The 24,082-nt window shown below is 56.4% G+C and carries 22 protein-coding genes and 2 tRNA genes; 6 read left to right on the top strand and 18 right to left on the bottom strand.

What is annotated here, in order from left to right; genetic code table 11:
* Positions 1 to 200 precede the first annotated feature (200 nt).
* The 17 genes from scfB to J2Z49_RS00235 all read right to left on the bottom strand — a co-directional run bounded on the left by scfB (position 201) and on the right by J2Z49_RS00235 (position 14,058).
* Positions 201 to 1,556: a thioether cross-link-forming SCIFF peptide maturase gene (scfB, locus tag J2Z49_RS00315; protein WP_307398789.1), complete on the bottom strand. Its 1,356-nt coding sequence runs from the start codon at positions 1,554 to 1,556 to the stop codon at positions 201 to 203.
* 53 nt (positions 1,557 to 1,609) lie between these two features.
* Complete coding sequence (gene scfA, locus J2Z49_RS00310; protein ID WP_307398787.1) at positions 1,610 to 1,759, bottom strand: six-cysteine ranthipeptide SCIFF; 150 nt, start codon at positions 1,757 to 1,759, stop codon at positions 1,610 to 1,612.
* A 195-nt stretch (positions 1,760 to 1,954) separates the two neighbouring features.
* On the bottom strand, positions 1,955 to 2,455 hold the full coding sequence (locus J2Z49_RS00305) for a CBS domain-containing protein (RefSeq protein WP_307398785.1): 501 nt from the start codon (positions 2,453 to 2,455) through the stop codon (positions 1,955 to 1,957).
* Between the two features lie 155 nt (positions 2,456 to 2,610).
* A tRNA-Gly gene (locus J2Z49_RS00300) sits at positions 2,611 to 2,685 on the bottom strand.
* Between the two features lie 196 nt (positions 2,686 to 2,881).
* A complete protein-coding gene (locus J2Z49_RS00295) occupies positions 2,882 to 3,532 on the bottom strand; it encodes a class I SAM-dependent methyltransferase (RefSeq protein ID WP_307398784.1) in 651 nt (216 codons plus the stop codon).
* 27 nt (positions 3,533 to 3,559) lie between these two features.
* Positions 3,560 to 4,756 carry a sulfatase gene (locus J2Z49_RS00290; protein WP_307398782.1) on the bottom strand — a complete coding sequence of 399 codons (1,197 nt, stop codon included), beginning with the start codon at positions 4,754 to 4,756 and terminating at the stop codon, positions 3,560 to 3,562.
* Between the two features lie 15 nt (positions 4,757 to 4,771).
* On the bottom strand, positions 4,772 to 5,425 hold the full coding sequence (locus tag J2Z49_RS00285) for a phosphoadenosine phosphosulfate reductase family protein (protein WP_307398780.1): 654 nt from the start codon (positions 5,423 to 5,425) through the stop codon (positions 4,772 to 4,774).
* Between the two features lie 97 nt (positions 5,426 to 5,522).
* Positions 5,523 to 6,533, bottom strand: a complete 1,011-nt coding sequence (gmd, locus tag J2Z49_RS00280) for a GDP-mannose 4,6-dehydratase (protein WP_307399142.1) — start codon at positions 6,531 to 6,533, stop codon at positions 5,523 to 5,525.
* A 15-nt stretch (positions 6,534 to 6,548) separates the two neighbouring features.
* On the bottom strand, positions 6,549 to 7,352 hold the full coding sequence (locus J2Z49_RS00275) for a glycosyltransferase family 2 protein (RefSeq protein WP_307398778.1): 804 nt from the start codon (positions 7,350 to 7,352) through the stop codon (positions 6,549 to 6,551).
* Between the two features lie 87 nt (positions 7,353 to 7,439).
* Complete coding sequence (locus J2Z49_RS00270; protein ID WP_307398776.1) at positions 7,440 to 8,561, bottom strand: glycosyltransferase family 4 protein; 1,122 nt, start codon at positions 8,559 to 8,561, stop codon at positions 7,440 to 7,442.
* A gap of 1 nt (position 8,562) precedes the next feature.
* Entirely contained in the window at positions 8,563 to 9,225 is a 663-nt protein-coding gene (locus J2Z49_RS00265; RefSeq protein ID WP_307398775.1) for a glycosyltransferase family protein, read from the bottom strand.
* A gap of 60 nt (positions 9,226 to 9,285) precedes the next feature.
* The gene (locus J2Z49_RS00260) at positions 9,286 to 10,191 is read right to left on the bottom strand and encodes a glycosyltransferase family 2 protein (protein WP_307398774.1); all 906 of its coding nucleotides are present in this window, start codon (positions 10,189 to 10,191) and stop codon (positions 9,286 to 9,288) included.
* A gap of 22 nt (positions 10,192 to 10,213) precedes the next feature.
* Complete coding sequence (locus tag J2Z49_RS00255) at positions 10,214 to 11,080, bottom strand: glycosyltransferase family 2 protein (protein WP_307398773.1); 867 nt, start codon at positions 11,078 to 11,080, stop codon at positions 10,214 to 10,216.
* A gap of 90 nt (positions 11,081 to 11,170) precedes the next feature.
* Positions 11,171 to 11,578 (bottom strand): carboxypeptidase-like regulatory domain-containing protein, encoded by a 408-nt coding sequence (locus J2Z49_RS00250; RefSeq protein ID WP_307398772.1) that lies wholly within the window; start codon positions 11,576 to 11,578, stop codon positions 11,171 to 11,173.
* Positions 11,579 to 11,743: 165 nt separating this feature from the next.
* The gene (locus J2Z49_RS00245) at positions 11,744 to 12,562 is read right to left on the bottom strand and encodes a glycosyltransferase family 2 protein (RefSeq protein ID WP_307398770.1); all 819 of its coding nucleotides are present in this window, start codon (positions 12,560 to 12,562) and stop codon (positions 11,744 to 11,746) included.
* A 46-nt stretch (positions 12,563 to 12,608) separates the two neighbouring features.
* Positions 12,609 to 13,094 (bottom strand): DUF6385 domain-containing protein, encoded by a 486-nt coding sequence (locus tag J2Z49_RS00240; RefSeq protein ID WP_307398767.1) that lies wholly within the window; start codon positions 13,092 to 13,094, stop codon positions 12,609 to 12,611.
* A 91-nt stretch (positions 13,095 to 13,185) separates the two neighbouring features.
* Positions 13,186 to 14,058 carry a DUF6385 domain-containing protein gene (locus J2Z49_RS00235; protein WP_307398765.1) on the bottom strand — a complete coding sequence of 291 codons (873 nt, stop codon included), beginning with the start codon at positions 14,056 to 14,058 and terminating at the stop codon, positions 13,186 to 13,188.
* Between the two features lie 130 nt (positions 14,059 to 14,188).
* Between J2Z49_RS00235 and J2Z49_RS00230 the strand changes: the two genes are divergently transcribed.
* The 6 genes from J2Z49_RS00230 (at position 14,189) to asnB (ending at position 23,794) form a co-directional block, all read left to right on the top strand.
* A complete protein-coding gene (locus J2Z49_RS00230) occupies positions 14,189 to 16,165 on the top strand; it encodes a tetratricopeptide repeat-containing glycosyltransferase family 2 protein (RefSeq protein WP_307398763.1) in 1,977 nt (658 codons plus the stop codon).
* Positions 16,162 to 17,940, top strand: a complete 1,779-nt coding sequence (locus tag J2Z49_RS00225) for a tetratricopeptide repeat-containing glycosyltransferase family 2 protein (protein ID WP_307398761.1) — start codon at positions 16,162 to 16,164, stop codon at positions 17,938 to 17,940. Before J2Z49_RS00230 ends, J2Z49_RS00225 begins: the two co-directional genes overlap by 4 nt.
* Entirely contained in the window at positions 17,937 to 19,436 is a 1,500-nt protein-coding gene (locus J2Z49_RS00220; RefSeq protein WP_307398760.1) for a glycosyltransferase family 2 protein, read from the top strand. The genes J2Z49_RS00225 and J2Z49_RS00220 overlap by 4 nt, the downstream gene beginning before the upstream one ends.
* Entirely contained in the window at positions 19,436 to 21,019 is a 1,584-nt protein-coding gene (locus tag J2Z49_RS00215) for a glycosyltransferase (protein WP_307398759.1), read from the top strand. Before J2Z49_RS00220 ends, J2Z49_RS00215 begins: the two co-directional genes overlap by 1 nt.
* Positions 21,020 to 21,061: 42 nt before the next feature.
* Positions 21,062 to 21,736 (top strand): class I SAM-dependent methyltransferase, encoded by a 675-nt coding sequence (locus J2Z49_RS00210; RefSeq protein ID WP_307398757.1) that lies wholly within the window; start codon positions 21,062 to 21,064, stop codon positions 21,734 to 21,736.
* Between the two features lie 213 nt (positions 21,737 to 21,949).
* Positions 21,950 to 23,794: an asparagine synthase (glutamine-hydrolyzing) gene (gene asnB, locus J2Z49_RS00205; protein ID WP_307398754.1), complete on the top strand. Its 1,845-nt coding sequence runs from the start codon at positions 21,950 to 21,952 to the stop codon at positions 23,792 to 23,794.
* 115 nt (positions 23,795 to 23,909) lie between these two features.
* On the opposite strand, the gene J2Z49_RS00200 is transcribed toward asnB, so the two are convergent.
* Positions 23,910 to 23,985: transfer RNA gene (locus tag J2Z49_RS00200), tRNA-Glu, on the bottom strand.
* Positions 23,986 to 24,082 lie beyond the last annotated feature (97 nt).

The following is a 24,082-nucleotide window of genomic DNA, read 5'->3' as shown; positions in this document are numbered from 1 at the left end:
AAAGACAGGTTGCTTGTCAGGCCGCACCAACACTACATAAGTATATAACTGATAAGGGTATAATAACACTATGAATTTTGTCCATTAAAGCTAATTATGATCGAGATAAGGTAAGTTTGGTCTAATCTGCTTTTATTTTTATAGATTTATGCCGATAATTGTAGCCCGGGCTGATACCGGGCCAGGGGGAGATCCGCGATTTAAGCATCTTCGTTCGCCATAGCCGCCTTCAAATACAGGGCGCATTCAATCCTCTTTTTAATCAGGGCACAGGCAATTTCGTAGGGCGTAAAGATATTGCCGTGAAAGGCATGGGCATTAGCATGGCAGCCGCCGCTGCAGTAAAAACGGGCCCAGCAGTCCCTGCAGGCATCTTTGTTGTACACATGGGCGGCCCTAAACTCTTCCACCAGTTCGGGGCGGACGATACCCTTTTCCACGTCCCCCATGCAGTATTCCGGTCGGCCCACAAACTGGTGGCAGGGATAAAGTTTTCCTTCCGGCGAGACGGCCAGGTATTCCCGCCCGGCCCCGCACCCCGTCAAGCGCTTGGGCAGGCACGGTCCCCCGTCCAGGTCGATGTTAAAGTGGAAAAAGTTGATCCGCTGGCCCTTCCGGGCGCGGGCAAGTATTTGCCGGGTGAGTTCTTCATATTCCGCACAAATGCGGGGGACGTCCCGGGGCTTTAAGGCATACTCCTTGTCATAGGGCGCCACCACCGGCTCCACGGAAATGTGCTCAAATCCCAGGCCGGCCATATGCAGCACATCCCGGGAAAAATCCAGGTTATGGCGGGTAAAGGTGCCCCGCACATAATACTCACCCCCCGGCCGGGAGGAAACGAAGCGGCTGATATTATCCAGCACCCGCCCGTAGGAACCCTTGCCGCCGGGAAAGATGCGCATGGCATCGTGGACTTCCTGCCGCCCGTCCAGGCTGAGCACCACCGCCAGATCATGCTCGTTTAAGTAGCGGCCTACCTCCGGGGTGAGGAGCAAAGCATTGGTGGTCACGGTAAACTTGATAACCTTGCCCAGTTGGGCAGCCCTCTGCCGGCCGTACTCCACAAGCGCCTGCAGGACGGAAAAGTTCAACAGCGGCTCTCCCCCAAAAAAATCCACTTCCACATGCTGCCGGGAGCCGGAAGCGGCAAGGAGGAAATCCAGCGCCCGCCGCCCCGTTTCGAAAGGCATCAGCCCACTTGAGCCGCCGAAATGACCCTGCCCGGCAAAGCAGTAGCGGCAGGCCAGGTTGCAGTCATGGGCCAGGTGCAGGCAAAGGGCCTTGACCACCTCGTTACCCGCCGGTTCATAATGGCCGTTTAAGGGGTCGGGAGAAAACAGCAGGCCTTCCCGGACCAGCTCTTCGATTTCCCCAATGGCCTCCTCTACTTCAGACGGCGGGTAGCAATGGGAATACTTGGCCGCCAAATCCCTGTGATTATGAAGGGGGTAATCGTCCAGCAGGTGCCAGGTCAGTTCATCCACCAGGTGCACAGCACCGCTGTTGACATCCAGTACAATGCGGTGATCGTCAAAGATAAACTTGTGGATCATAGTCCTTCCCTCAAGAAAAAAACCTCATCCCGGACGGGATCAGGTTTTTTTAATTACTTGTCCTCCTTCATGCAGGCCTGGTTGCCCACAGTGCAGGAGGTTTTGCAGGCCGACTGGCAGGAAGTCTGGCATTCCCCGCAACCCCTGCCCTGAACAGTCTTGCCCAGGGAGGGGCGGCCGATGGTTTTGATGTGCTTGCCCATAGGATTCAAATCCGCCTCCTTATGTTAATCCTTTTTACATTATACCCCGGTCCAGGCCAGCCAGACAAGATTCTGATGCCTTTAGTTTGGCAGAAGCCACTAACGGGCGGCATGCACCAAGAGGCAGGCTCAACGCAGTGAAAGCTGGCGGTCAAGCGGCGCTTTAAAGGGGTCACAGGTAAAATTTGGAATCCGTTACAGCATCCCGGCGATGTAGTCCAGGAGGTCTATCGCCCTGATGATGCCAACGGCTTTTTTACCCTCGAACACGGGCAGGATATTCACGTTTTTGGTCATCATCAGTTCGATGGCCCTGGTTACGGTATCGTCAGCCTGCACGTAAGCATCGACCAGGGGCCGGATGGCCTGCCCCACCCTGGTCACGGTAAGCTCATTGAGGGGTTCCCTGCGGTAGAAAAAGGCCCAGGACATGGTGAAGAGTTCAGTATTGTCGTAAAGCATGCGGTTTTTCTTAATGGCATTCAAGATGTCCCGGGTGGTAAGAATCCCCACCAGTTGCTCCTCATTCCCTACTTTCCTGGTCTTGCTGAAGACCAGCAAGGAACGGTGCTCGTGGCCGGCGGCGCGGTAATTTCTAAGCACCTTAATGGCATCCTTCAAGGTATCGGTCTCATACACCACCGGGTATTCGGACAGCGGCACCATGATCTCCCCAACTTTTTTCGTTTCAGGCATACGGCCCCCTCCTTTTTTATTCATCATGTGCCTTTTACCGCACCTTACCGCAACTCACCGGCCCCGCCTTTTGACATGGATTAGCCTGCATAATAGCCTGCTATAAAAAACCTCCCGCCTGAACGGGAGGCTTAAACCTTTTCTTTATAAAAAATTGGAGCGGGTGACGGGGATCGAACCCGCAGCCCTCAGCTTGGGAAGCTGATGCTCTACCATTGAGCTACACCCGCTTACTTTTTTATTATAGCAATTCCAAAAAAATAGTCAAGAGATCATTGCGGCAGGCTTTACGGCCTGGCCAGATTATCATTCACAAAGGTTCCCAGGGAGCAACACATCACGTCCAATCTAAGCAAGGCCCGGAGGCCGTCCGGGCCAGGGATGGCGCATTTTCGCCAGCCCATTTTGAAACGATTGGACGTCGCCTTATTCAGCCCCCTTGACGCCGACAATAACGTAAAACCAGGCGCCCTCCCCGGGCAAAAGGGGTTTTACGGCCGGGTCCCGGCCCCGCCCCTCTTCCTCGAGATTCTGCCGGAAAAGTTGCAGGTTCTGGAAATAGCTCCCTACCAGTTCTTGAAATTCCTCCAGGGTGTACTCCCGGACGTGGAAGCTGTTAACCGGGGGGGCCTGGGGTCCCCGGCCGGGCGAAATGAGCAGCCGGTTGGGCGTGGAAACCAGGTAGAGACCTCCCGGCCTCAGCACCCGCCAGGCCTCCCTGACGCAGGCCTCCCCGTCGGCAACGTGTTCGATGGTTTCAAAGGAAACCAACACATCAAAGCTCCCGCCGGGAAGAGGGAGGGCGCAGACATCCCCCTGCTGGTAAACAACCCGGGGATGGGCGTAATTGTCCCGGGCATACTCAAGGCAGTCCGGATCAATATCCACCCCCACCACCTTCTTCGCCCGTTCGGCCATCATGTGGCTGCCGTAACCCACCCCGCAGGCCGCATCCAGCACCTCCCGGCTGGCCACAAAAGCCAGGGCAAACTCGTAGCGGGCCAGGTGTTCGGCCATGGTAACCGGGTCACTAAACCCGGGAACCGCCCTTTCACCGCTTATCACGGGATTGCTCATTGGTTGATACTCCCTTCCAGTATGAATTCAGAACAGGTAAATTTTTATCTCTTCAGAAACCAGGGACGGGTTATATAGATAGCCAGGTGAGGTTATGGTGGGGGTGCGGGGCCAGAGGTGGAGCTCCTTTCCGCAGATAAGCGCTCCCTGGCATTCCAGATCGCTATGGACGGCCCTTTGGGCCACAAGGTCCGGTGTGTTTAAAGCATACTGCAGCGGCAACCCGTCTAAAGCCAGGTGGCTGTAATCGAGCCCCATTAATTCCAGGACCGTGGGCATAATATCCACCGTACTCACCGGCACGCCTACCTGCACGCCGGCCGGACCAGTGGAACGGGGCATCTTGACGATCAGGGGCACATGAATCTGGTCGGGGGTCAAAGTGAGACCGTGGTAAAAGTAGACGCCGTTTTCCCCCAGGGCCTCGCCGTGATCGGCAGTGACAATGACCATCAGTTCATCCCAGAGGCCCATTTCCTTCAGGGTACGGAGCAAGTCACCCACGATGTGATCTTCATACCGGATACCGCAATCATATCGAGCCAGGTAAAAACGGACATCATGCTGGTGTTTGGCCACACCGTCGGAATCATCGGCCAGCAGCTGGTAACGGGGAATTCCCCCGGTTTCTCCTTCGTCCACAACCGGCAACAAGAGGGGGCTTTTCCCGTAGTCCTCCGGCCTGAAAAAAGTGTTAAAAGGAGCAGGTTGTATATAGGGACCGTGTACATCAAAATAGTGTATCCAGACAAAAAACGGTTTGCCGGTGTTGTCTTTTAACCATGCCAGTGCCCGCGCCGTAGTAAGGGGGCCGTCCCGCACCAGCTCATGGGGTCTATTTTCTTCTCCCCTGGTCATCTCGTCGTCATACAGGACAAATCCCTGGGAAAGCCCCCGGTGGCCATCCAGAACGGCACAACCGACAAAGGCCGCGGTGGACCAGCCCAGGCTCAGGAGGATTTCGGCCAGGGTCACTTCCCGGTCGGGATCCATTTTTCCGTCCCCCTGCTTGTAACCAACTGAATGATGGGGCACATACTTCCCCGTCATGATGGAAGCGTGGGCCGGCAATGTATAGGAACAGGGAGAGTAAGCCCGGCGGAAAAGAATGGCTTCCCGGGCCAGCGCATCCAGGTGGGGCGAGGTTTCCCGTTGATAACCGTAGCACCCCAGGTGATCCGCCCGCAGGGTATCAATGGTAATCATCAGTATGGAAAAGAACATATAGACTCCTCCCGCTCAAAAATACCCCAGTTGCCTTAAATCGGGCATAGCCCTTTCCTTGGCCGCAGCCCGCCCGGAGCGCTCCGCTTCACCGGAACCGGCCGGGCTGGTGCAGGGCCGGCAGCCCAGGCTGACATATCCCCGGTCATAAAGGGAACAGTAGGGCAGGTGGTGCAGGCGGATGTAGGCCCAGATATCCTCCCGGGTGAAATGCAGCAGGGGCTGCACGCGGATGTGGTCTTCCCTTGGGGAAATATAATCCTCGCCGGCCCGGGCCGGGTGCTCATCCCGCCGGATGGCTGTGAAAAGGTGGGAGACGCGGTATTTTTCCAGTGCCCGCTTTAAAGGAACGGTTTTCAGCCGGTAACAGCATTGAACCTGGTCCCGGCCAATTTCTTCCGGGGGAATGGCCCCGATGTTGTTTTCCCGCACCAGGTTAAACCCCCAGAGACGCCGCATCTTGTCAATAAACCGGTAAATTTCCGGAAACTTTACCCCGGTGTCAATGTTTAATACGGGTATGGCTATCTTACCGCCTTGAACGGTACGGATCAGGTGAAGCAGCACCAGGGAATCCTTACCGCCGGAAAAGGTCGCCATGGCCCCTTTGGCCTGCTCCAGCGCGGCAGCAATGATTTCTTTGGAACGCTCAATCTTTTCCGTGAGCATAGGGTACCTCCTTGGAAAATCCAACCCAAATTTTTTAGCTTTTTACCATTTCGACCGCAAACACCGGGTATAATTACCGAACAGGTTATTTTCCAGGTCACGGTTTCCCCTTTTCCCGAACCGTGTCCTCCGGCACGCCCTGTCGCAGAATCTTTTCCCAGCGGGCCAGGTCTGCATCCACCATCATGCGCACTAGTTCGGGAAAGGAAACCCGGGGCTCCCAGCCCAGTTTGGACCGGGCTTTGGAATAGTCCCCCTGGAGCAGATCCACTTCTGCCGGGCGGTAAAGGCGGGGATCCACAACCACGTATTTCCGCCAGTCCAGGCCGGCGTGGCTGAAGGCAATCTCCACCAGTTCCCGCACCGAGTGGGTTTCCCCGGTGGCAATAACGTAGTCATCGGGCTCATCCTGCTGCAGCATCAGCCACATGGCCTGCACGTAATCCCCGGCATAACCCCAGTCCCTGCGGCTTTCCAGGTTCCCCAGGCGAAGCTCACCGGCCAGGCCCAGCTTGATGCGGGCCACCCCGTCGCTGACCTTGCGGGTAACAAACTCCAGGCCCCGCCGGGGCGATTCGTGGTTAAACAATATACCGCTGCAGGCAAAAAGGCCGTAACTCTCCCGGTAGTTCACGGTGATGTAATGGCCGTAAACCTTGGCCACGCCGTAAGGGCTGCGGGGGTAAAAGGGCGTGTTTTCGGACTGGGGCGTTTCCTGTACCCGGCCGAACATTTCCGAGCTGGAGGCCTGGAAAAAGCGAATGCGCGGGTTTACGGTACGGATGGCCTCCAGCATGCGGGTAACCCCCAGGGCGGTAACCTGGGCTGTAAGCACCGGCTGCTGCCAGGAAACTCCCACGAAGGACTGGGCGGCCAGGTTGTAAACTTCATCGGGCCGGGCTTCCACCAGGGCAGCAATCAGGGAATTCTGATCCGTCAAATCGCCGGGGATGAGCCGCAGGTCCTTTTCCAGGTGTTTGATTCTCTCCAGGTTGCCCACGCTGGAACGCCGCACCAGCCCGTAAACCCGGTATCCCTTCTCCAGTAAAAACTCGGCCAGGTAAGAGCCGTCCTGGCCCGTAATGCCCGTAATCAATGCCCGTTTCACTTTTACCCTCACCCCTTATGCGTCCAGAGGGCGGCAGCAGGCCCGCTCCACGTTCTCCGGGGAAGGCGGGTAATGATAGCGCAGGACATCCTTCCATTTGGCCACGAATTTTTCCCTGTTCACGGCCATGTAATGCCGCCATCCCCCGTTGCCGGCTGCAGCGGTTCCGCCGTCGTAATGGATGACCGCAGCCCCCGGAACATAAAGCACGGCCCATCCTGCCTGGCGCAGGCCAAAGCAAAGATCGGCATCCTCGTAGTACATGGGAGCATAGCGGGGATCAAAACCCCCCAGGACCCGGAAGAGGTCCGCCCTGACCATAAGACAGGCGCCGGAACAGTAATCCACCGGGCGGGGGTAATTGTACTTGGGCAGGGCGGGATTGTCGCCCCGGCCGTAGTTCCAGCCGGTGCCGTCCCTCCAGATGATGGCGCCGGCCTCCTGCAGCCTCCCGTCGGGGTAAAGCAGCCTGGCACCCGCCGCCCCCGCCCGCGGGTTTTCCTGCAAAGCAGCTACCAGGGCCGTCAGCCAGCCGGGGAGGGGCCGGGTGTCGCTGTTTAAAAAGAGAAGGTATTTGCCCCGGCTCGCTGCCGCCCCTTGATTGCAGGCATGGACAAAGCCCAGATTTATGGAGTTGGAAACCAGGCGCACCTCACCCCCCAGTGTTTTCAGCCAGGCTGCCGTTTGTTTATCCGAGTTGTTGTCCACGATGATCAGTTCCCAGGGGAAGACACGGCTGGTGTTTTTCCACAATGCCCGCAGGCAGTTTTGGATGTGTTCTAGTTGGTTGTGTACCGCTATGATGATGGAAACCAGCATGGCATCACTCCTCGAATCCCTGTATCTTACCCTACCTTTCTCTTTAGCTGGCCAATCTGTTAATGAGCGCCTGACCGGCCTGGTATGTCAGCTTGACAGCAAACTGTAAATAGCCGGGGCCACCACGGGAAAACTGTAATGGCGGCGCACATGCTCCCGTCCTTTTTGAGACAGGCGGTCCCACAGGGCCTGGTTTTGATAAAGGGCGGCCACCGCCCGGCTGAAGGAGACGGGATCATCGGCCACCAGCACGTTTTCACCGGGCTGCAGCTCCATACCCTCGGCACCCATGCTGGTGGTCACCACCGGCAAACCGGCGGCCATGGCCTCCACTATCTTGGTCTTTATCCCCGCCCCGTAGCGGATGGGGGCTACCATCAGGCGGCACTGCTCAAAGTAAGGAGCCAGTGAGGGCACATAGCCGACCACCCTTATCCCGTCATTTACCAGAGCCTGGATCTCCTGCGGGGGGTTGTGGCCCACAATGTAGAGGTCCACCCCGGGGAGGGCCTTTTGCAAATGGGGCCAGATGTGATCGACCAGGTAAAACACGGCATCCGCATTGGGCGGGTGAAAAAAGTTTCCCACGTAAAGCAGGCCCTGGCGGCTGGAAAAGGGGTTGACCTGTGGCCAGGCATCGGCAATAACGGGAATGACCACTGTTTTGACACCTGGTGCCAGGCGGGAAATCATTTTGGCTTCCAGAGGGGTAACGGCAATAACCGCATCGGCCTGCCGGAAAACGGCCGTTTCCATTTCCCAGTGGCGGTAGGCTTCTACAACCGTCTCCCGCCGCCCGGTAACCAGGGCCTCCCGCCACAACCGGATATGGGCGAGATCCACCGTATCCACGGCAATCCTGGTGCGGGGGGAATGGCGGCGGATTACCGGAATGCACGCGAGGGCGTTGGCCGCAAAATGAATGCAGGCAAGGTGAAAGGGGACTTCCTGCACCAGTTGGTCCAGTCCTACCACCCGGCACTTCACCGGACCCTGCCGGCAGATCCGGGCTCCTTTTTCCACCATAAACTCAATACCGGCTTCCTCAAAAACTGGCCGGTAGATTTCGTACCGCTCTCCCTGGAGCAACAGGTAAACCACCCTGTGCCCGGCTTCTGCAATAGCTTTTAAAATACGCAAAACGCGCCATCCCCGTTCGGGATGGGGGAATGAGGGAAGAACTCCGTCAATAAACAACACGCTGGCCATCTTACCCCACCTGATTGCCAGATAATTCCTTGGCATACTCCCTTAAGAAAACCTGCCTTAACCGCTCATATTCCGCATCAATCCTGCCCGGACTCCGGTGGTAGCACCAGGGTTCTTCCTGGCGTGGCACCACCACCCGGTATCCCCGGCGGGCAAATTCCAGGCACTGGGAAAGATCGTAAAAGTGAAAACCGTCGATTATGTCCTCCCGCCAGGGCACATCGTAGCGGGTGACCATGAGCAGGCCATCCACCGCCTGCACCACCTCGTAAAGGCCCGCGGGCTGGTTAAAGAGGAGCACCCGGGGTGGGTCCCCATGAGAAACTTTGCCGTAACTTTTCCCCTCCCACCACATCCCCCTGGGCGGTATCTTTTTGCACCCGCACATGCCGATAAGGCCGATGGAGGGGTCCGCCCGAAAAATCTTCAAAACGTCCCGGCAGAAGTGACGGTTTAAAATAAATACATCGTCGTGCAGGTAAACCTTATAGGTAGCCGCGCTCCTTTCCATCGCCCGGTTATAAGCAGCCGCAATACTGTGCCGGGACGCCACCCGCAGGACCTCCATCTGGACGTCGGGGCGTTCCAGCGCCAGCAGGTACTGGAGGCAGCGGCGGTAACGGGCGTCGTCCTGGCTGCAAATGATAAAAGCAAAATGCTCCACAAGAGACCCTCCATCCAGGATATGCTTATTGTGCCCTGCTGGTGAAAAAGGACCTCGCACTTAAACCGGCATGCCAAAGGTACTCACAAACCAGTCATCATCGTGCACCCGGCGGCGAAAATACTCATCCCGTTTTTTTAAGACGCCCGGTTCACTCGCCCGGGCCCAGGCTTCGGAAAAGCCCGCATAGGGCCTGGCCATTGCCGCCACCCTGGCCAGGCGGTGGGGGTTGAAGTGCAGGGCCGCCAGCAGGAGAAGGTTGCGGGTGAGATTCTCCCCCGGCCTCTGGTAGGGTTTTAAAGGGCGGCTGATGTGTATAACTTTAACCCACGGCATTACCGCCACGACAAAACCAAAAAGCCATAACTTCAGCGAAAATTCTACATCGTCATATCCCCAGCCGGTGAAACCTTCTTCAAATCCTCCCACCTCTAAAAAAACCTCCCGGCTCACGGCCAGGCAGCCGGCGGGGGCCAGGGGCACGGGTGAAAGAGAGCGGGGAGGCAGGGTCAGCCCCACCCAGGAAAGGTCTTTATTAAAGGTGCCGCCGTAGATGGCCAAGTGCGGGTTTTCCGTATGCACCAGGGCCGGGCAAACGGCATGGGCCTGCCCGGCCAGCACCGCCCGGGCCAGATCGCCCAGCCAGCCGCCGGGGACAATGATGTGGGCGTCGCAAAAAACCAGGAGCTCACCCCTGGCCCGGGCGGCTCCCAGGTTCCGGGCCCGGGCCGGCCCCAAACCGGGGGCATCGACAAGGTGCACGCGCCGGCTCAGCTCGCCCCCCCGCCGGAGAAAGTCGGCGCACCCATCCCGGGAGCCGTCATCCACCACAATGATCTCCATGGGACAACCGGAAGGCACGGTAAGCATAAAGCGGATGGTTTGCTCCAGATAGGGCAGTTCATCCCGGCAGATAATAATTACCGAAGCCAGACCTTTTGACCCCCTTGCGGATGCTTCATGCATCTGTTGTAAACCACTCCAGGCGTTAAAAGGGTATTTTAAAACGCTCCATGAACCAATCGTCGTCATAGTGTCGGCGCTGGAAATAAATTTTACGCTTTTCCCAAACATCGCTGTCCAGCAGCCCTGCCATCACTCCGGCAAATCCGGGCTGCCCCCTGACCATCTCCATTACCCGCGCCAGACGCCTCCGGTTAAAGTGCAAAAAAGTCATGCGCAAAAAATTGTGCAGCAGTTCACCCGCCCCTACCGGGTAGGGGTGGGTCTCCCGGAAAAGATGCCGCACCTGTACCTGCGGCTGCACCATAACCCGGAAACCGAAAAGCCAGATTTTGAGGCAAAATTCCTGGTCGTCAAAACCAAACCCGTAAAAACCCCTTTCAAATCCCCCTACCGCTTCGTACACCCGCCGGGATACCAGAAGACATCCCCCGGGAGCCAGAGGGACATAGGAAGGTTCCGGGGGACGGCGGTGCAACCACTGCCATTGCAGGTTGGTTCCCCAGGTAACCCCGTAACCCACCGCGTGGGGCCGGCGGGAATCGGCCATGGCCGGGCAAACCACCTCGGCCATACCCTCCCCGAGGGGGCGGGCCAGAGCCGCCAGCCAGCCGGGCGGCAATTCCAGGTGGGCATCGCAAAAACAAAGGATTTTTCCTGTGGCCCGGGCCGCCCCCGCATTGCGTGCACCGGCCACCCCCAGGTTTTTCCCCTCAACCAACCGCACACCGGGCATTTTACCGGACCGCAGGAAATCACAGCACCCGTCGGTGGACCCGTCGTCCACCACAACAATTTCCTGCTCCGGTCCCCGGGCCTGGATCATGGATTGGACGGTCCGCCGCAAATGATCCCCTTCATTACGGCAGGGAATTATAACGGAAAAAAGCACAGAAGGAGCAACCACCCTTCGCAAAGGATAACGGCAAAGAAGGTAAAAATGCTTACCCCGGACTGACGCCACGTGAGAGATCCGGCCTGCTTACGGCAACGGAGCAACTGGAGGAAACGGGGCTACAGTGGGAAATGGAGCTACGGGAGGCAGCGGGAAGACCGGCGGGAAAATACCGGACTCCACCACCTGGGCCTGGTCCTGCACAGCACCGGTTTCCATGTAGAATACCTTTACCTTGTACTCGGTCCCGGGAGCCAGGGGTCCCAGGAAAAACTGCCCGTCCTGATCGGTGAAGGTGTGACCGATAACGGGCCCCAGCTTATCCCCTTCCTTCCGAAACACGACCACCACGGCTCCCGGCACGGGCGTACCATCGGGCCGGCGCACCACCCCGCTGGCCAGCGCCCGGGGTTCGGGGAGGATGAAAAAGTCGTAATGCTGCTGGCTCCCGCCGGGCGGGGTAACCAGGTCAAAACTGGTTAGTTGAAAAGCCATCCTGGACACTCCTTTTTGAGTGATTTCTGCTATGAACATACTATGAAGGGGCTAAAATATGGTGCTCGAATCCCCTGTGGTAATACTTTCCTGAAACATTCGGGTACCTGCAACATACTTGGGGGGACCGGCACAGCGCCCTTCTGGCTAAAGGGTAGAGCTGTTTTACTCCAGCGGAACCGTATGCCGGCAGGGATCAAAGGTTTGATTCAGGATCAGGGGAGAATTGTGGCGCTTTTCCGGTGGAAAATTGGGCGGCAACTTCCACTTAAGCCGGAACTTTTCCCAGCCGGCCCGCAGGACCGCCCGGTAATCCATGCCTTCCCCGGTAAAGGTTTTCTGACCGAAGTGGTATACAAATACGTCTGCGGCCACCAGCAGCACAAAGCCGGCCAGCCTGGCCCGCAGGCAGAAATCGTCATCTTCAAAATTCCCGGGGTTAAAACGGGGGTCCAGCCCGCCAATGGTATTCAAAACCCGCCGCGTGAACAGCAGGCAAAAACCGCTGAGCACCGGGACCGGGTGGCACTGTCCCCGGTTTTGCAGTGCCAGCCGGCGGCTGAATTCCTCCAGCCGGTCCAGGGAAGGCAGGGCTAACGGTATGGTCTGCGTTACACCGCCACAGTTGGAGAGGGGACCCACCAGCCCGGCGCCGGGATACTTTTTTAAATGGGATATGAGCCCGGACAACCACCCCGGGGTTACCAGGGTATCGTTGTTTAAAAGCAAAAGATGGTCGCCCCGGGCAACGGCCAGGCCCCGGTTGCATGCGGCGGCAAAACCCAGGTTGCGACCGTTCTCCAGCAGCCGGATTCCAGGCACTGAGCACAGGTATTCCCGGGTGCCGTCGGTGGAACCGTTGTCCACCACAATAATTTCAACCGGTTCCGGGGTGTACTTGAAAATGCTTTCCAGGCATAACACGGTCAGGCTTAGCTGGTTCCTTGTGGGAATGATAATCGAGGTAAGCTTTTCCTTTTCCATCAGAAAGGGCAAATCCTCTATCACCTGCCCTGGGAAATGGTTGTCCTTAACCCTGCCCCTGAAACCACACGGTAATCAACGTATCCATGCCCGGCTTCTTGTTCCGGAATTTAATGCGGGCATATCGCAGGAAAAACTGGGGGACAAAAAGGTGCTTATCCCCGGGCTCGATCACGTACGACGATTCCCCGAAGGAACTCCAGGTCACTCCGTCTGGACTCAGCTCGGTCTGGGCCACCACAGGATTGGGACCATCATTGCGGACCAGAAAAGAAAAGGTCCGGATCCGGGAAAGATCAATGCTTTTGCTAAAACCTTCTACATCCCGGCTAACCAGATTACGCTGGACAATACTGGTGAACTCGGGTTCAGGGCATTCGGGAACGGGCTTGCGGTATAAGATAAGGCATAAGACAATGGCGACAGCCCCCAGCACAATCCCGGCAAAAATGCCCAGCACACCCAGGTGCTCAAGGTTATCTTTTTGCCGTGCGAACCTGGAATCTTCCGGCATGACACCAATTTTTGCCATAGACTTAGACCTCCATAATCAGATACCCGGTCAACATTGGCAGAACTGGAGCGGGAAGACCGCGGGAAAAACCGCGGCCTTCTCCTTGTTGTTAGCTCTGGCCCTGGAAAAAGATATTCAGGGTCACGGCGCTGTTCGAGTCGACGGCAGCATAATATATACGTGCGTATTTCAAGAAAATAGCAGACACAAGGGTAGTTACATCGCCGGTGTTCAGGGTAACCGGGCCGGCCTCGTCGATCCAGCTGCTGCCGTCCGGGCTGATCTGCAGCTTAACAGTGGCGGGAGCAATCGTTGTGGAGGCGTTAACAACGCCAAACGTCCAGGTCCTGAGATTCAAAACGGTGTAACTGGTATCGGGGCTTCCGGCAGTGTCTGTAACGTTTGCCCTCGTGGCCGATACGTCAGTGGTGACCAGATTTGATAATACGGCCAGGCCGGTGCTGGTGATGGTTAAACCCCCGGCCGGCGGCGTGATCGATAAACCGGTAGCCGGTGCCGTCACCAGCAGCCCGTTCGCCGGTGCGGTGACGGCCAGACCGGTGCTGGTGATGCTCAGGCCCCCGACCGGCGGCGTGATCGATAAACCGGTAGCCGGTGCCGTCACCAGCAACCCGTTCGCCGGTGCGGTAACGGCCAGACCGGTGCTGGTGATGCTCAGGCCCCCGGCCGGCGGCGTGATCGATAAACCGGTAGCCGGTGCCGTCACCAGCAGCCCGTTCGCCGGTGCGGTGACGGCCAGGCCGGTGCTGGTGATGGTTAAACCCCCGGCCGGCGGCGTGATCGATAAACCGGTAGCCGGCGCCGTCACCAGCAACCCGTTCGCCGGTGCGGTAACGGCCAGACCGGTGCTGGTGATGCTCAGGTTACCTGTTGAGTCGGTATTCAAGGCTACATTCTGGCTGCCAAAGATTTTTATACGCGCTTGATCTGGATTGTCTTGAAAAATTTTATAGTTTGGCATAAGTTGTCCTCCTTCGCATGGTAAATTTTTACGTTCCGCTATTAGGGTATTCTTCATAGTTGTGGAAGGTTACAGGCCCTGTGCATAAATTAACAAAAAAACTATTTTATTGAATGAGGTATGAGAGATCATGGAGTCCAGAATCAGCTTGTGCATGATTGTAAAGGACGAAGAACAAAACATCCGCCGTTGCCTTCAAAGCGTGGCCGGGACCGTGGACGAAATAATTGTTGTAGATACGGGCTCTACCGACGGTACTTGTCAAATAGCCAGGGAATTTGGCGCCCTGGTCCAATCTTTCCCCTGGAATGACAATTTCAGTGACGCCCGCAATGCCTCGCTTGAACTGGCCACGGGAGATTGGATTTTGTTTTTAGATGCCGATGAAGAACTGGCCGGTGAAAGCAGGGAAGTACTGCGCAGGCTGGCCAACGAAAAGAATGTAGAAGGTTATTTTGTCAAGATAATTAACTACGTAGGCAACGGGGGGTGGGTCGAAACCTGCCCGGACCTGGTCTTCCGTCTTTTCAAAAACCGAAAGGACTACCGGTTTCGCGGGGCTATCCACGAACAGATCGCAGACGTGATCTTAGAACGAAACAGCCAGGCCAGGTACCAGATTGCCGAAGACCTGGTGATCCTGCATTACGGCTACCTGGACCGGCAAATTGAGGCAAAGGATAAAAAGAACCGGAATCTGGCCCTGCTCAGCCAGGAGCTAAACCGGAATCCGGACAACCGCCACCTTCGCTATCACTACGGTGTGGAGCTGTACCGGGCGGAAAGGTTTGATGAAGCAGCAGCAGAACTGGTCAGGGCGGCCAATGGTATCGATCCGAACACCATCTACCTGCCCAAACTCCTGCGTTACATCGTCCTGGCCTACCATGCCGCCCGCAAGCCCGAACAGGCTTTAGAAATTGTCCAGCTCGGCCTGGATCTTTTTCCTAACTACGCAGACCTCTATTACTACGGCGGGTTGATCAGCTACGAACAAAAAGATTACGGGCGGGCGTATGAGTTCTTCCAAAGGGCGCTGTCCATGCCCGAACAGCCGGCCCACTACGCACCTTTCGGCGGGACGCGGGGTTTCCGTTCCCTTTACCAGCTGGGACAGCTGGCGGAAGTTTTTTTAAACCACGAAGAAGCCATGCGTTATTACATCTTGAGCCTGCGGGACAAACCCCACTTCACCCCCGCCCTGGAAAGCATCACGCGCCTCTTAAAACCACAAGAAGATCCGGTTTATGCAAAAAAATGCCTGGAACAGCTTTGTGAATTCTGTACTCCCCAGGCCAACCTCCTGATGGGGCAAATCCTTTTCCGCCAGTCCGCCTACAAGCTTGCCCTGGAGTACCTGGAGCGGGGCATGGACCAGCAGGAAGCCGTACCGGAAATTCTATTATGGAAAGCAATCTGCCTGATCCAGCTGAGGCGTTACCTGGAAGCCCTGCGCATCCTTGAGGGGTTCGGCCCCGGCCACCGGCTTTACCCGCTGGCCAAATTAAATAAAATCCTGTGCTTCTGGTTCCAGGGAAAACGCCGGAAAGTGCTGCCCCTGGTGGAAGAACTGTTTGCCCTCGGACTTTCCCAGGACACGGGGGCGGTGGTGAGCCTGCTGCGAAACTACCCGGGCAGGCGCAGAGGGCCCGGAGTCACCCTGGGCGACGAGGGAATGTCCCTTCTCCTGGATATTCTAATGCGTGCCCTTGACCTGGGCGAGAAAGAACGGGCCGAGTCGCTGTTAGACGGTTTATCCCGGGAGTGCCTGAGCAAGAACGCCCGGGCCGTAGGCCAGCTATTTTACCGGTACGGCCACCTCAAGACCGCAGAATATTACCTGGGTCTTTACCTGGAGGCCTATCCGGAATGCCCCGAAACACTCTTTACCCTTGCAGAAATTAAAGAGCGTCAAAACGCCTGCATCGAGGCCGGGGAACTCTATAGACGGGCCCTGGCGCAGGATCCAGCAGAACCGCGGTATTATGTCAGCCTGATCAGGCTTTATGAAAAAATGCGCCGGGAAATCCTGCGGGTAGCCATTGATAAATACCCCGAACTACCGGTTCTGCGCAGGCTCTTTGAGGAGGCAAACCAGGAAATATGATCCCAACTGTAGCTTTAGCGATGATCGTGCGCAACGAAGAGGCAAACCTGGCCGTCTGCCTGGATAGCGTTAAGGGGGCGGTCGATGAAATAGTTATTGTAGATACCGGTTCAACGGACCGTACCGTAGAGATCGCCCGCCGTTACACCGGCAAGGTCTACCGTTACCCGTGGCACGGTGATTTTAGCGCCGCCCGCAACTATGCTCTTGCCCGGGCTAAAAGCGATTGGATCTTGTCCCTTGATGCCGATGAAGAACTGGATACCAGTCCGGGCGACCTGCGCTCGCTTATAAACAACAACAGCGGTTACGAGGCCTTTTTCCTGCCCCTCCATAACCGGGCCACTGAAAATCCCGGTGACTACAACCGGTTTTTCGTCCTCAGACTGTTTCGAAACAAGGCCGGCTACCGCTTCCAGGGGGTCATCCATGAGCAGGTGGTGATTAGCCGCCCGGAAGCGGTAGGCACAGCACAGGGCCCGGTTATCTGGCACAGGCCTTTATCCAAAAGAGAACGCAACCGCAAGCGAGGGCGCAATCTGGCCCTGCTGCGGCAGGCGGTAGCTGCGGATCCCGCCAATCCCTTCTTACAGTATTACCTGGGGGTGGAATGGCTGGGCCTGGGCAAGGCTGAACGGGCGCTCCCGTACCTTCAAGAAGCCTTAAAACAGCTGACGGACGGGCACATCCTGTTCCGGGCGCCGGCCATCCGTTTAGTGATTGCCTGCTTGAGGGCGCTGGGGAACCTTGATGAGGCCATCTGTATATGTATGGAAGAAAGCCAGCGCTATCCCTTTTACACCGATCTATTTTTCGACGGAGGAATCCTGTTCGAGGAAAAAGGGGAGTATGAAATAGCCCTGAAATGGTTTAAAGAGGCCCTGCATCTCGGCCAACCGCCACCCCTGTTTAGCCATACCAACGGCACGGAGAGCTTCCTGTCGTTATATCATCTGGGCTACTGCCACGAAAAACTGGCCAGGTTTAAAGAAGCTAAAAACTGTTACGAGAAGGCCCTGGCATTAAACCCTGCCTATCTTTATCCGCTCTACAACCTGTTCCTGCTCCACCTGGCTGAAAAGGGACCACAGGGTGCCTTCGACCATCTCAAAGCCGCCGGGCACCTCAACCACCCCCAACAGGTAGTAGTGCTGGCCGACCTGTTCTTCGAGGCCGGTTTTCCGGATCTGGCCTGTGCGTGTTTTGAAGAAACCGGCCCAGGTGCCGGCAGTCCAACTGAAGGCCATGTCCGGCGCCTGGCACGGTTTTGCGTGTATGCAGGCCGGTTTGAGCATGCCCTTTCCCTTATGGAGCGTATCCGGCACGCCGGTGGTGAGATAGATCCCTCCCTGGCAGTCGACGAGATCGTTGCCCTGATGCTCAAAGAAGATTACCGCCTGGCGAAAATAAGGACCATTTCCCTGTGGCGGCGGCCACAAGGGCGTAGCCCGGCCTGGGCGTTATTGAACCTGATTTCGCTGCTCGGCAACGGTTCCAGGTGCGGCCGGCCGGAAAAAAACCGCGAGCCGGCAGTCATTGAAACGGCCCTGACCATCCTGGAGAACTGCCTGCGCTACCGGCCCGGGCCTTTGGAACCAGGTAATGCCCGCGTTTCATTGGGGTACCACCGGCTGGCGCAAGAGACAATAAAGCTTTTAACCAGCCTGTCTCCCAGGGGATGCATGGCCCTGTGTGCCTACCTTAAAGAAAAAGCCAGCGCCGCCCGTCACATGCTGGACTACAAATGCGGCCCGGCCAGGGGGTTATTTTCATGAGCAGCGGGTTACCGGTGAGCCTGTGCATGATTGCCAGAAACGAAGAACACTGGATTGCCTCCTGCATCCAAAGTGTGCAGCACCTGGTGCAGGAAATCGTCGTGGTCGACACGGGCTCCACCGACCGGACGAAGGAAGTGGCCGCCCAAAGTGGAGCCAGGGTTTTTACCTTTCACTGGTGCGATGATTTTGCGGCGGCAAGAAACTACTCCCTTAGTAAAGCCACAGGTGACTGGATCCTGATCCTGGATGCTGATGAAATACTGGCCCCAGTTAAATTAGAGGAATTCGCCAGACTCCTTGACGCACCGGGTGTAGAAGGGTATTTCGTGAAAATCCGCAGCTACCTGGGAAACGGTGAAGGGATGGCCGAGGACCAGGTGGTGCGGTTGTTTAGAAATAAACCCGCCTATCGTTTTACCGGAGCCATCCATGAACAGGTAGCCGGGGCAATCAAAAAGCATAACGCCGGAGGGGGCCTCGCCTTTTCGGATCTGTTAATCTACCACTTTGGCTATCTCGACCGGCACTTGCAGGTCAAAAACAAGCACCAGCGTAACATCTGCGTAATTAAAAAGGCCCTGGATGATAAACCTGATGACCCTTTTCTTTTATACAGCCTCGGCATCGAACACTTGCAGTGTGGGGAAATCAAAAAAGGCATTGAACACATGGAGAAAGCCCTGGTTTTCATGCGCGGAAACGAGGGTTATTTCCGTGATTTGTTGCTCACGCTGTGCCTGGGGCTTTTCAGAACCGGTCAAAGGGACAGGTTAACATTTTTGCTTGACGGGGCCCTATCCATGCTGCCCGCCGACCCGGACCTGCACCTGGTCAAAGGACTTTTGGCCCTGCATGACGGCCGCTGCGACACGGCCATCGAGGAACTGCGTTTTGCCCTTACTGCGGGAGCCCAGATTCTCCCCCCTTACCACATCCACGCCTTGCTTGGGGACAGCTATAATCTTTTGGGCCAGTATGGGGAAGCAGAAGATGAGTACTTTCACGCCTTACTCCTTGCACCGCACATGTTGTACCCGCTGACCCAAATACTGGGTTTAAAACAGCGGGGTCGGGGCAGGCTCCAATGGCAGGCATTAAGCCGGTTTGCTTCCCCATCCAGAAAAAAAGCCCTGTACAAAGAGCTGTGCAAACTTGGCGAGTTACCTCTGGCGATGGTTCTGGCGCTGCTTATACTGGTCGAACCGTCTAACTCCAGAAACTGCCGGGAATTAATAGAGACCTGCCGGGAATACCAGCTTATGGTGGAACAGTATCTGGCCAGCCGGCCCGGGCAAGAACCGCTGGGCAACTACCTTCTTACCGGCGCCAGCGGGATGCTTTTATACGCCAGCGCGGTGCAGCGGAATCTGGAGTGTGGATTGTTTTCCTTCGTCCAGGGACTTCTCAGGCTGGCCTCATCCGCCCTGGAACTGGTGGTCATGGGGTTGTGTCCTCCCTGGTCACCTGCTCTACTGAATAGCCTTAACGTTTGATGAAAGGATTGATCTGGATGCAAAGGGTGCTCATCGCCAGTCCAGTCCGGCAGAAACCGTCCATACTAAGAGAATTCCTGTGGTCCCTCTCGCACCTGGAGACCACGGGTCTAGAAGTTGAATACGCGTTTATTGATGATAACGAAAGGGAAAGTACCCTGCTGCGGGAGTTTGCCGCCGGGAGAGAAAACGTTCATATCTTCCCCGGCAACGGTGCAGGGCACGCTTACCACTGTGACGAGCACACCCACCACTGGCGGGAAGATTTAATCTGGAAAGTGGCCGGATATAAGAACCGTTTTATCCATCTGGCCCGGAACAGTGGCTTTGATTTCTTGTTTCTGGTTGATTCGGACCTGGTGCTGCACCCGAAAACGCTGGTCCACCTGGTGGGGTTGGGAAAGGATATCGTTTCCGAGGTCTACTGGACCAGGTGGGAACCGGATATGACCCCTCTTCCTCAGGTCTGGGTAGCCGACCAGTACCGGCTGTATCACATGCAGCGGGGCGAGATGCTCGACGAAAAGGAGATCGCCCGGCGGGTGAAAGAATTTCTGGAGACGTTGCAAAAGCCCGGTGTTTATAAAGTAGGCGGCCTGGGTGCCTGTACCCTGATCAGCCGCAGGGCAATTCTGTTGGGGGTCTCCTTCAGCGAAATATATAACCTGGGTTTTACCGGGGAGGACCGGCATTTTTGCATTCGGGCGGCTGCCCTGGGGTTGGAGCTCTATGCCGACACCCATTACCCGCCGTTCCATATATACCGGGAGTCTGATTTTGCGGGCTTGAAGGCGTATAAAGAGAAATATTTTCCGGCCGGCAAGGATACACCGACCGGCGCGGCCATGCTGCAAACTGCTGATGAAGAGACTGGTACACGGGGAAGTAAAATTACCCTTGCTATGCTGGTAAGAAACGAAGCCGGGAGATACCTTGAGAGGGTTCTCAAGCACGCGGCGCAGTACATCGATTGTGCAGTGATTTTAGACGATGCCAGCGAGGATAATACAGTGGAAGTGTGTAAAAAAACCCTGCAAAACATTCCCTTGACCCTGGTTTCCAACAAGCAGCCCTCTTTTCATAACGAAATCATCCTGCGCAAGCAGCTCTGGGAGCTGGCGGTGGGAACCGGTCCGGACTGGATTTTAGTTTTAGACGCCGATGAAATTTTTGAAGAGCGCGCGGTAAAGGAGCTAAGGTCCCTGGCTGCCAATCCGGAAATTGAGGTTTATTATTTCCGCCTCTACGACATGTGGGATGAAGATCATTACCGCGAGGACGAATACTGGAAGGCCCACCACTACTACAGACCCTTCATGGTCAGGTATGTTCCCGGTTTCCCCTACCAGTGGCGGGAAACCCCCCAGCACTGCGGGCGATTTCCCCATAACATCACTGAGCTTAGAGGTGCCACCAGCTCATTGCGGGTGAAACACCTGGGATGGATAAAACCTGCCGACCGGCTGGCCAAATACTACCGTTACAAAAAGCTGGACCCACTGGGGCAGTACGGACTAATTGGTCAATATCTGTCCATCCTTGACCCTAAACCAAACCTGGTGGGCTGGACCGAAGACCTTTAAGTGCATGGCCCGGTAAAGATAAGTTAAGGAAGGGATGATAAGGTGTCCGGTAAATTCCTATCCAGATTTTTTTTACGGAACGACCCGCGTATTGAGCAGCTTGTCTTTCCGCTACCACCATACTGGTGGAGTAGGTTTTATGAATATGAATGGGCAAGACAATTTTGTGAACCTGCCGATGTCGCCTTGGATGCTGGTTGCGGTATTTGCCATCCGTTTAAATTTTATTTGGCGGATGTATGCCGTGAAGTTCACGCTTGTGATATTGACGAAAGAATTTTATCTCCCGGAGCAATCCTGAGCGATATATTAAAAGATTTTGGATATGACGCAGCACGGTTTTTTCCGATGAAGTACTTTAAACGTATATCCTACGTTAAGGCGTCAATCACAGACCTGCCCTATGAAGACAAAAAATTTGACAAGATCTATTGTATCTCTGTGATTGAACATTTACCTTTAAAAGACATTATGCTGTCCCTGAAGGAATTCAGGAGAACTCTTAAGGACGACGGGCTGCTATTATTGACTCTTGATTATCCAAGCGTTGATTTAGCATTCCTGAGAAGCGTTTTATACGAGACCGGGCTGGCTTTTGCAGGTGACGTATCCTTTGAGCTGTCTGAGAACGCTTTATATTCCGAAACCTACGGGTTATACTGCTTTAGAGCCGTCCTTAGAAAAGAGGACATAAGCCCTGTCCCGAGCTCCAGGTAATTTTTTCGTAACACTTCGACACATTTCAAGGCTTCCCCGCATAATATGAGCTTGAGTACGGAACCTGCCGTACGGGCTGCCACAGTATTTAATACGGGCCGGGCAAAGGCGCCCCCCGCAGTACATACATCAGCTGCTGCGGAAGGGCGCTTTCCTTTTCCCGGCTGGAATTTCGCTGGCTCGCACGAGCTTAAATTGGGAGGGGAAAGTCAAATGTGTGGCATTGCCGGCTGGGTAGACTGGGATGTGGATCTCACCCACCAGCGCCCCACTTTGGAGGACATGGCGGCAGCCCTGGCCTGCCGCGGGCCCGACGCCGCCGGGTTGTGGCTGTCTCCCAGGGCCGCCCTGGCCCACCGCCGCCTGATCGTGGTTGATCCCGCAGGCGGGGGGCAGCCCATGACCCGCCGGAAGGGAGAGTACAGGTACATAATCATTTATAACGGTGAACTGTACAACACCCCGGAGCTACGGGCGGAGCTGGAAGCCCGGGGTTATCGCTTCCAGGGCCACTCGGATACGGAGGTGTTACTCACGGCTTATATGGAGTGGGGCAAAGAATGCGTGCCGCGCTTGAACGGTATTTTCGCCTTTGCCATCTGGAGTGAAGCGGATCAAACCCTCTTTATGGCCCGGGACCGTCTGGGAGTAAAACCCCTTTTTTATACCCAAAGGGGTAGCGCTTTTATCTTTGGTTCGGAATTGAAGGCGCTCCTTGCCCATCCAGGCGTGCAACCGGAGGTGGACGCCGAAGGTCTGGCCGAAATCTTTGTTTTGGGCCCCGGACGCACGCCGGGACACGGCGTTTTCCGGGGAGTAAAGGAGCTGAGGCCAGGCCACTGCCTGGTTTATAACCGCCGGGGTATGCACATTTACCGGTACTGGGCCCTGGAAAGCCACCCCCATCCTGACGACCTGGAGACCACCGCCCATAAGGTGGGCCGGCTTTTGCAGGATGCGGTCCGGCGGCAGCTGGTGGCCGATGTGCCCGTCTGCACCCTGCTTTCCGGCGGCCTTGACTCCAGCGCCATTTCAGCCTTTGCCGCGGCTGCTTTCCAGCAAAACGGTACGGGGCGACTTCGGACCTTTTCAGTGGACTATGTGGAGAACGACCGTTACTTCCGGCCCAATCAATTTGAGCCCGATTCCGATGCCCGGTGGATAGAACGGGTGTCGCACTTTCTGGGCGCCCACCACCGGACCGTGTTGATCGACACGCCACACCTGGTGGAGGCGCTAAGCGCTGCCGTGCGGGCCCGGGATTTGCCCGGTATGGCCGATGTGGACGCTTCCCTTCTGCTCTTCTGCCGGGAGGTCAAAAAAGAAGCCACCGTGGCCCTGTCCGGCGAGTGCGCCGACGAAATTTTCGGCGGATATCCCTGGTTCCGGAGGGAGGATGCCCTGGCCGCCCAAACCTTCCCCTGGGCGCTTGATACTGGAGAGCGGACCCGTTTGTTGTCACCGGAACTGCTGGCCATGATCCGGCCGGAGGAATACGTGGCGCAGCGCTACCGGGATACCCTGGCCGAAGTACCGCGCCTTCCGGGGGAAAGCCCCCGTGAAGCACGCATACGTGAAATATTTTACCTGAATATCAACTGGTTCATGGCCACCCTCCTGGACCGCAAAGACCGTATGAGCATGGCCACCGGGCTGGAAGTGCGGGTGCCTTTTTGCGATCACCGCCTGGTGGAATACGCCTGGAACATCCCCTGGGAGATGAAAAGCTGCGGGGGGATGGAAAAGGGTATCTTGCGCCGGGCACTGGCGGGGGTGCTGCCCCAGGAGGTGCTCCTGCGGCGCAAGAGCCCTTACCCCAAGACCCATCACCCGGCCTATTTCGCGGCCGTCCGCCGGTGGCTCCTGGATATTCTGGACGACCCCACCTCCCCCCTGCTGCCCTTTATCAACGTTGAGGCCGTGCGCCAGTTTGCCCGGCTGGATGCGCCGGCCATGAACAGGCCCTGGTACGGCCAACTGATGCGCGGGCCGCAGCTCCTGGCTTACCTTATTCAGGTTGATACCTGGCTCAGGGAGTACCGGGTGGTGGTGCGGTAGCTATTATCGCGTAAATGTCCGGTCTAGCCGTGTCTTCTAACTCCCGGGCTTACTTGACTTTTAGAAGCAATAGAAAAAATTTAAGCCCCGTGTTTTATTCACGGGGCTTAAAAAATGGTGACCCCAGCGGGATTCGAACCCGCGTTACCGCCGTGAAAGGGCGGTGTCTTAGGCCGCTTGACCATGGGGCCAGAGAACAGTCGTCAGTCGTCGGAAGTCAGAAGTCAGATTTATTGCCGACCACAACTGTCCGGCAATAACAAAATCAAAAATTTCTCCGACCTCCAA

The organism is Desulfofundulus luciae, assembly GCF_030813795.1.
GTDB classification, from domain to species: domain Bacteria; phylum Bacillota; class Desulfotomaculia; order Desulfotomaculales; family Desulfovirgulaceae; genus Desulfofundulus; species Desulfofundulus luciae.
The sequence above is the reverse complement of the archived record's forward strand: the minus strand, read 5'-3'. Positions and strand labels throughout refer to the sequence as shown.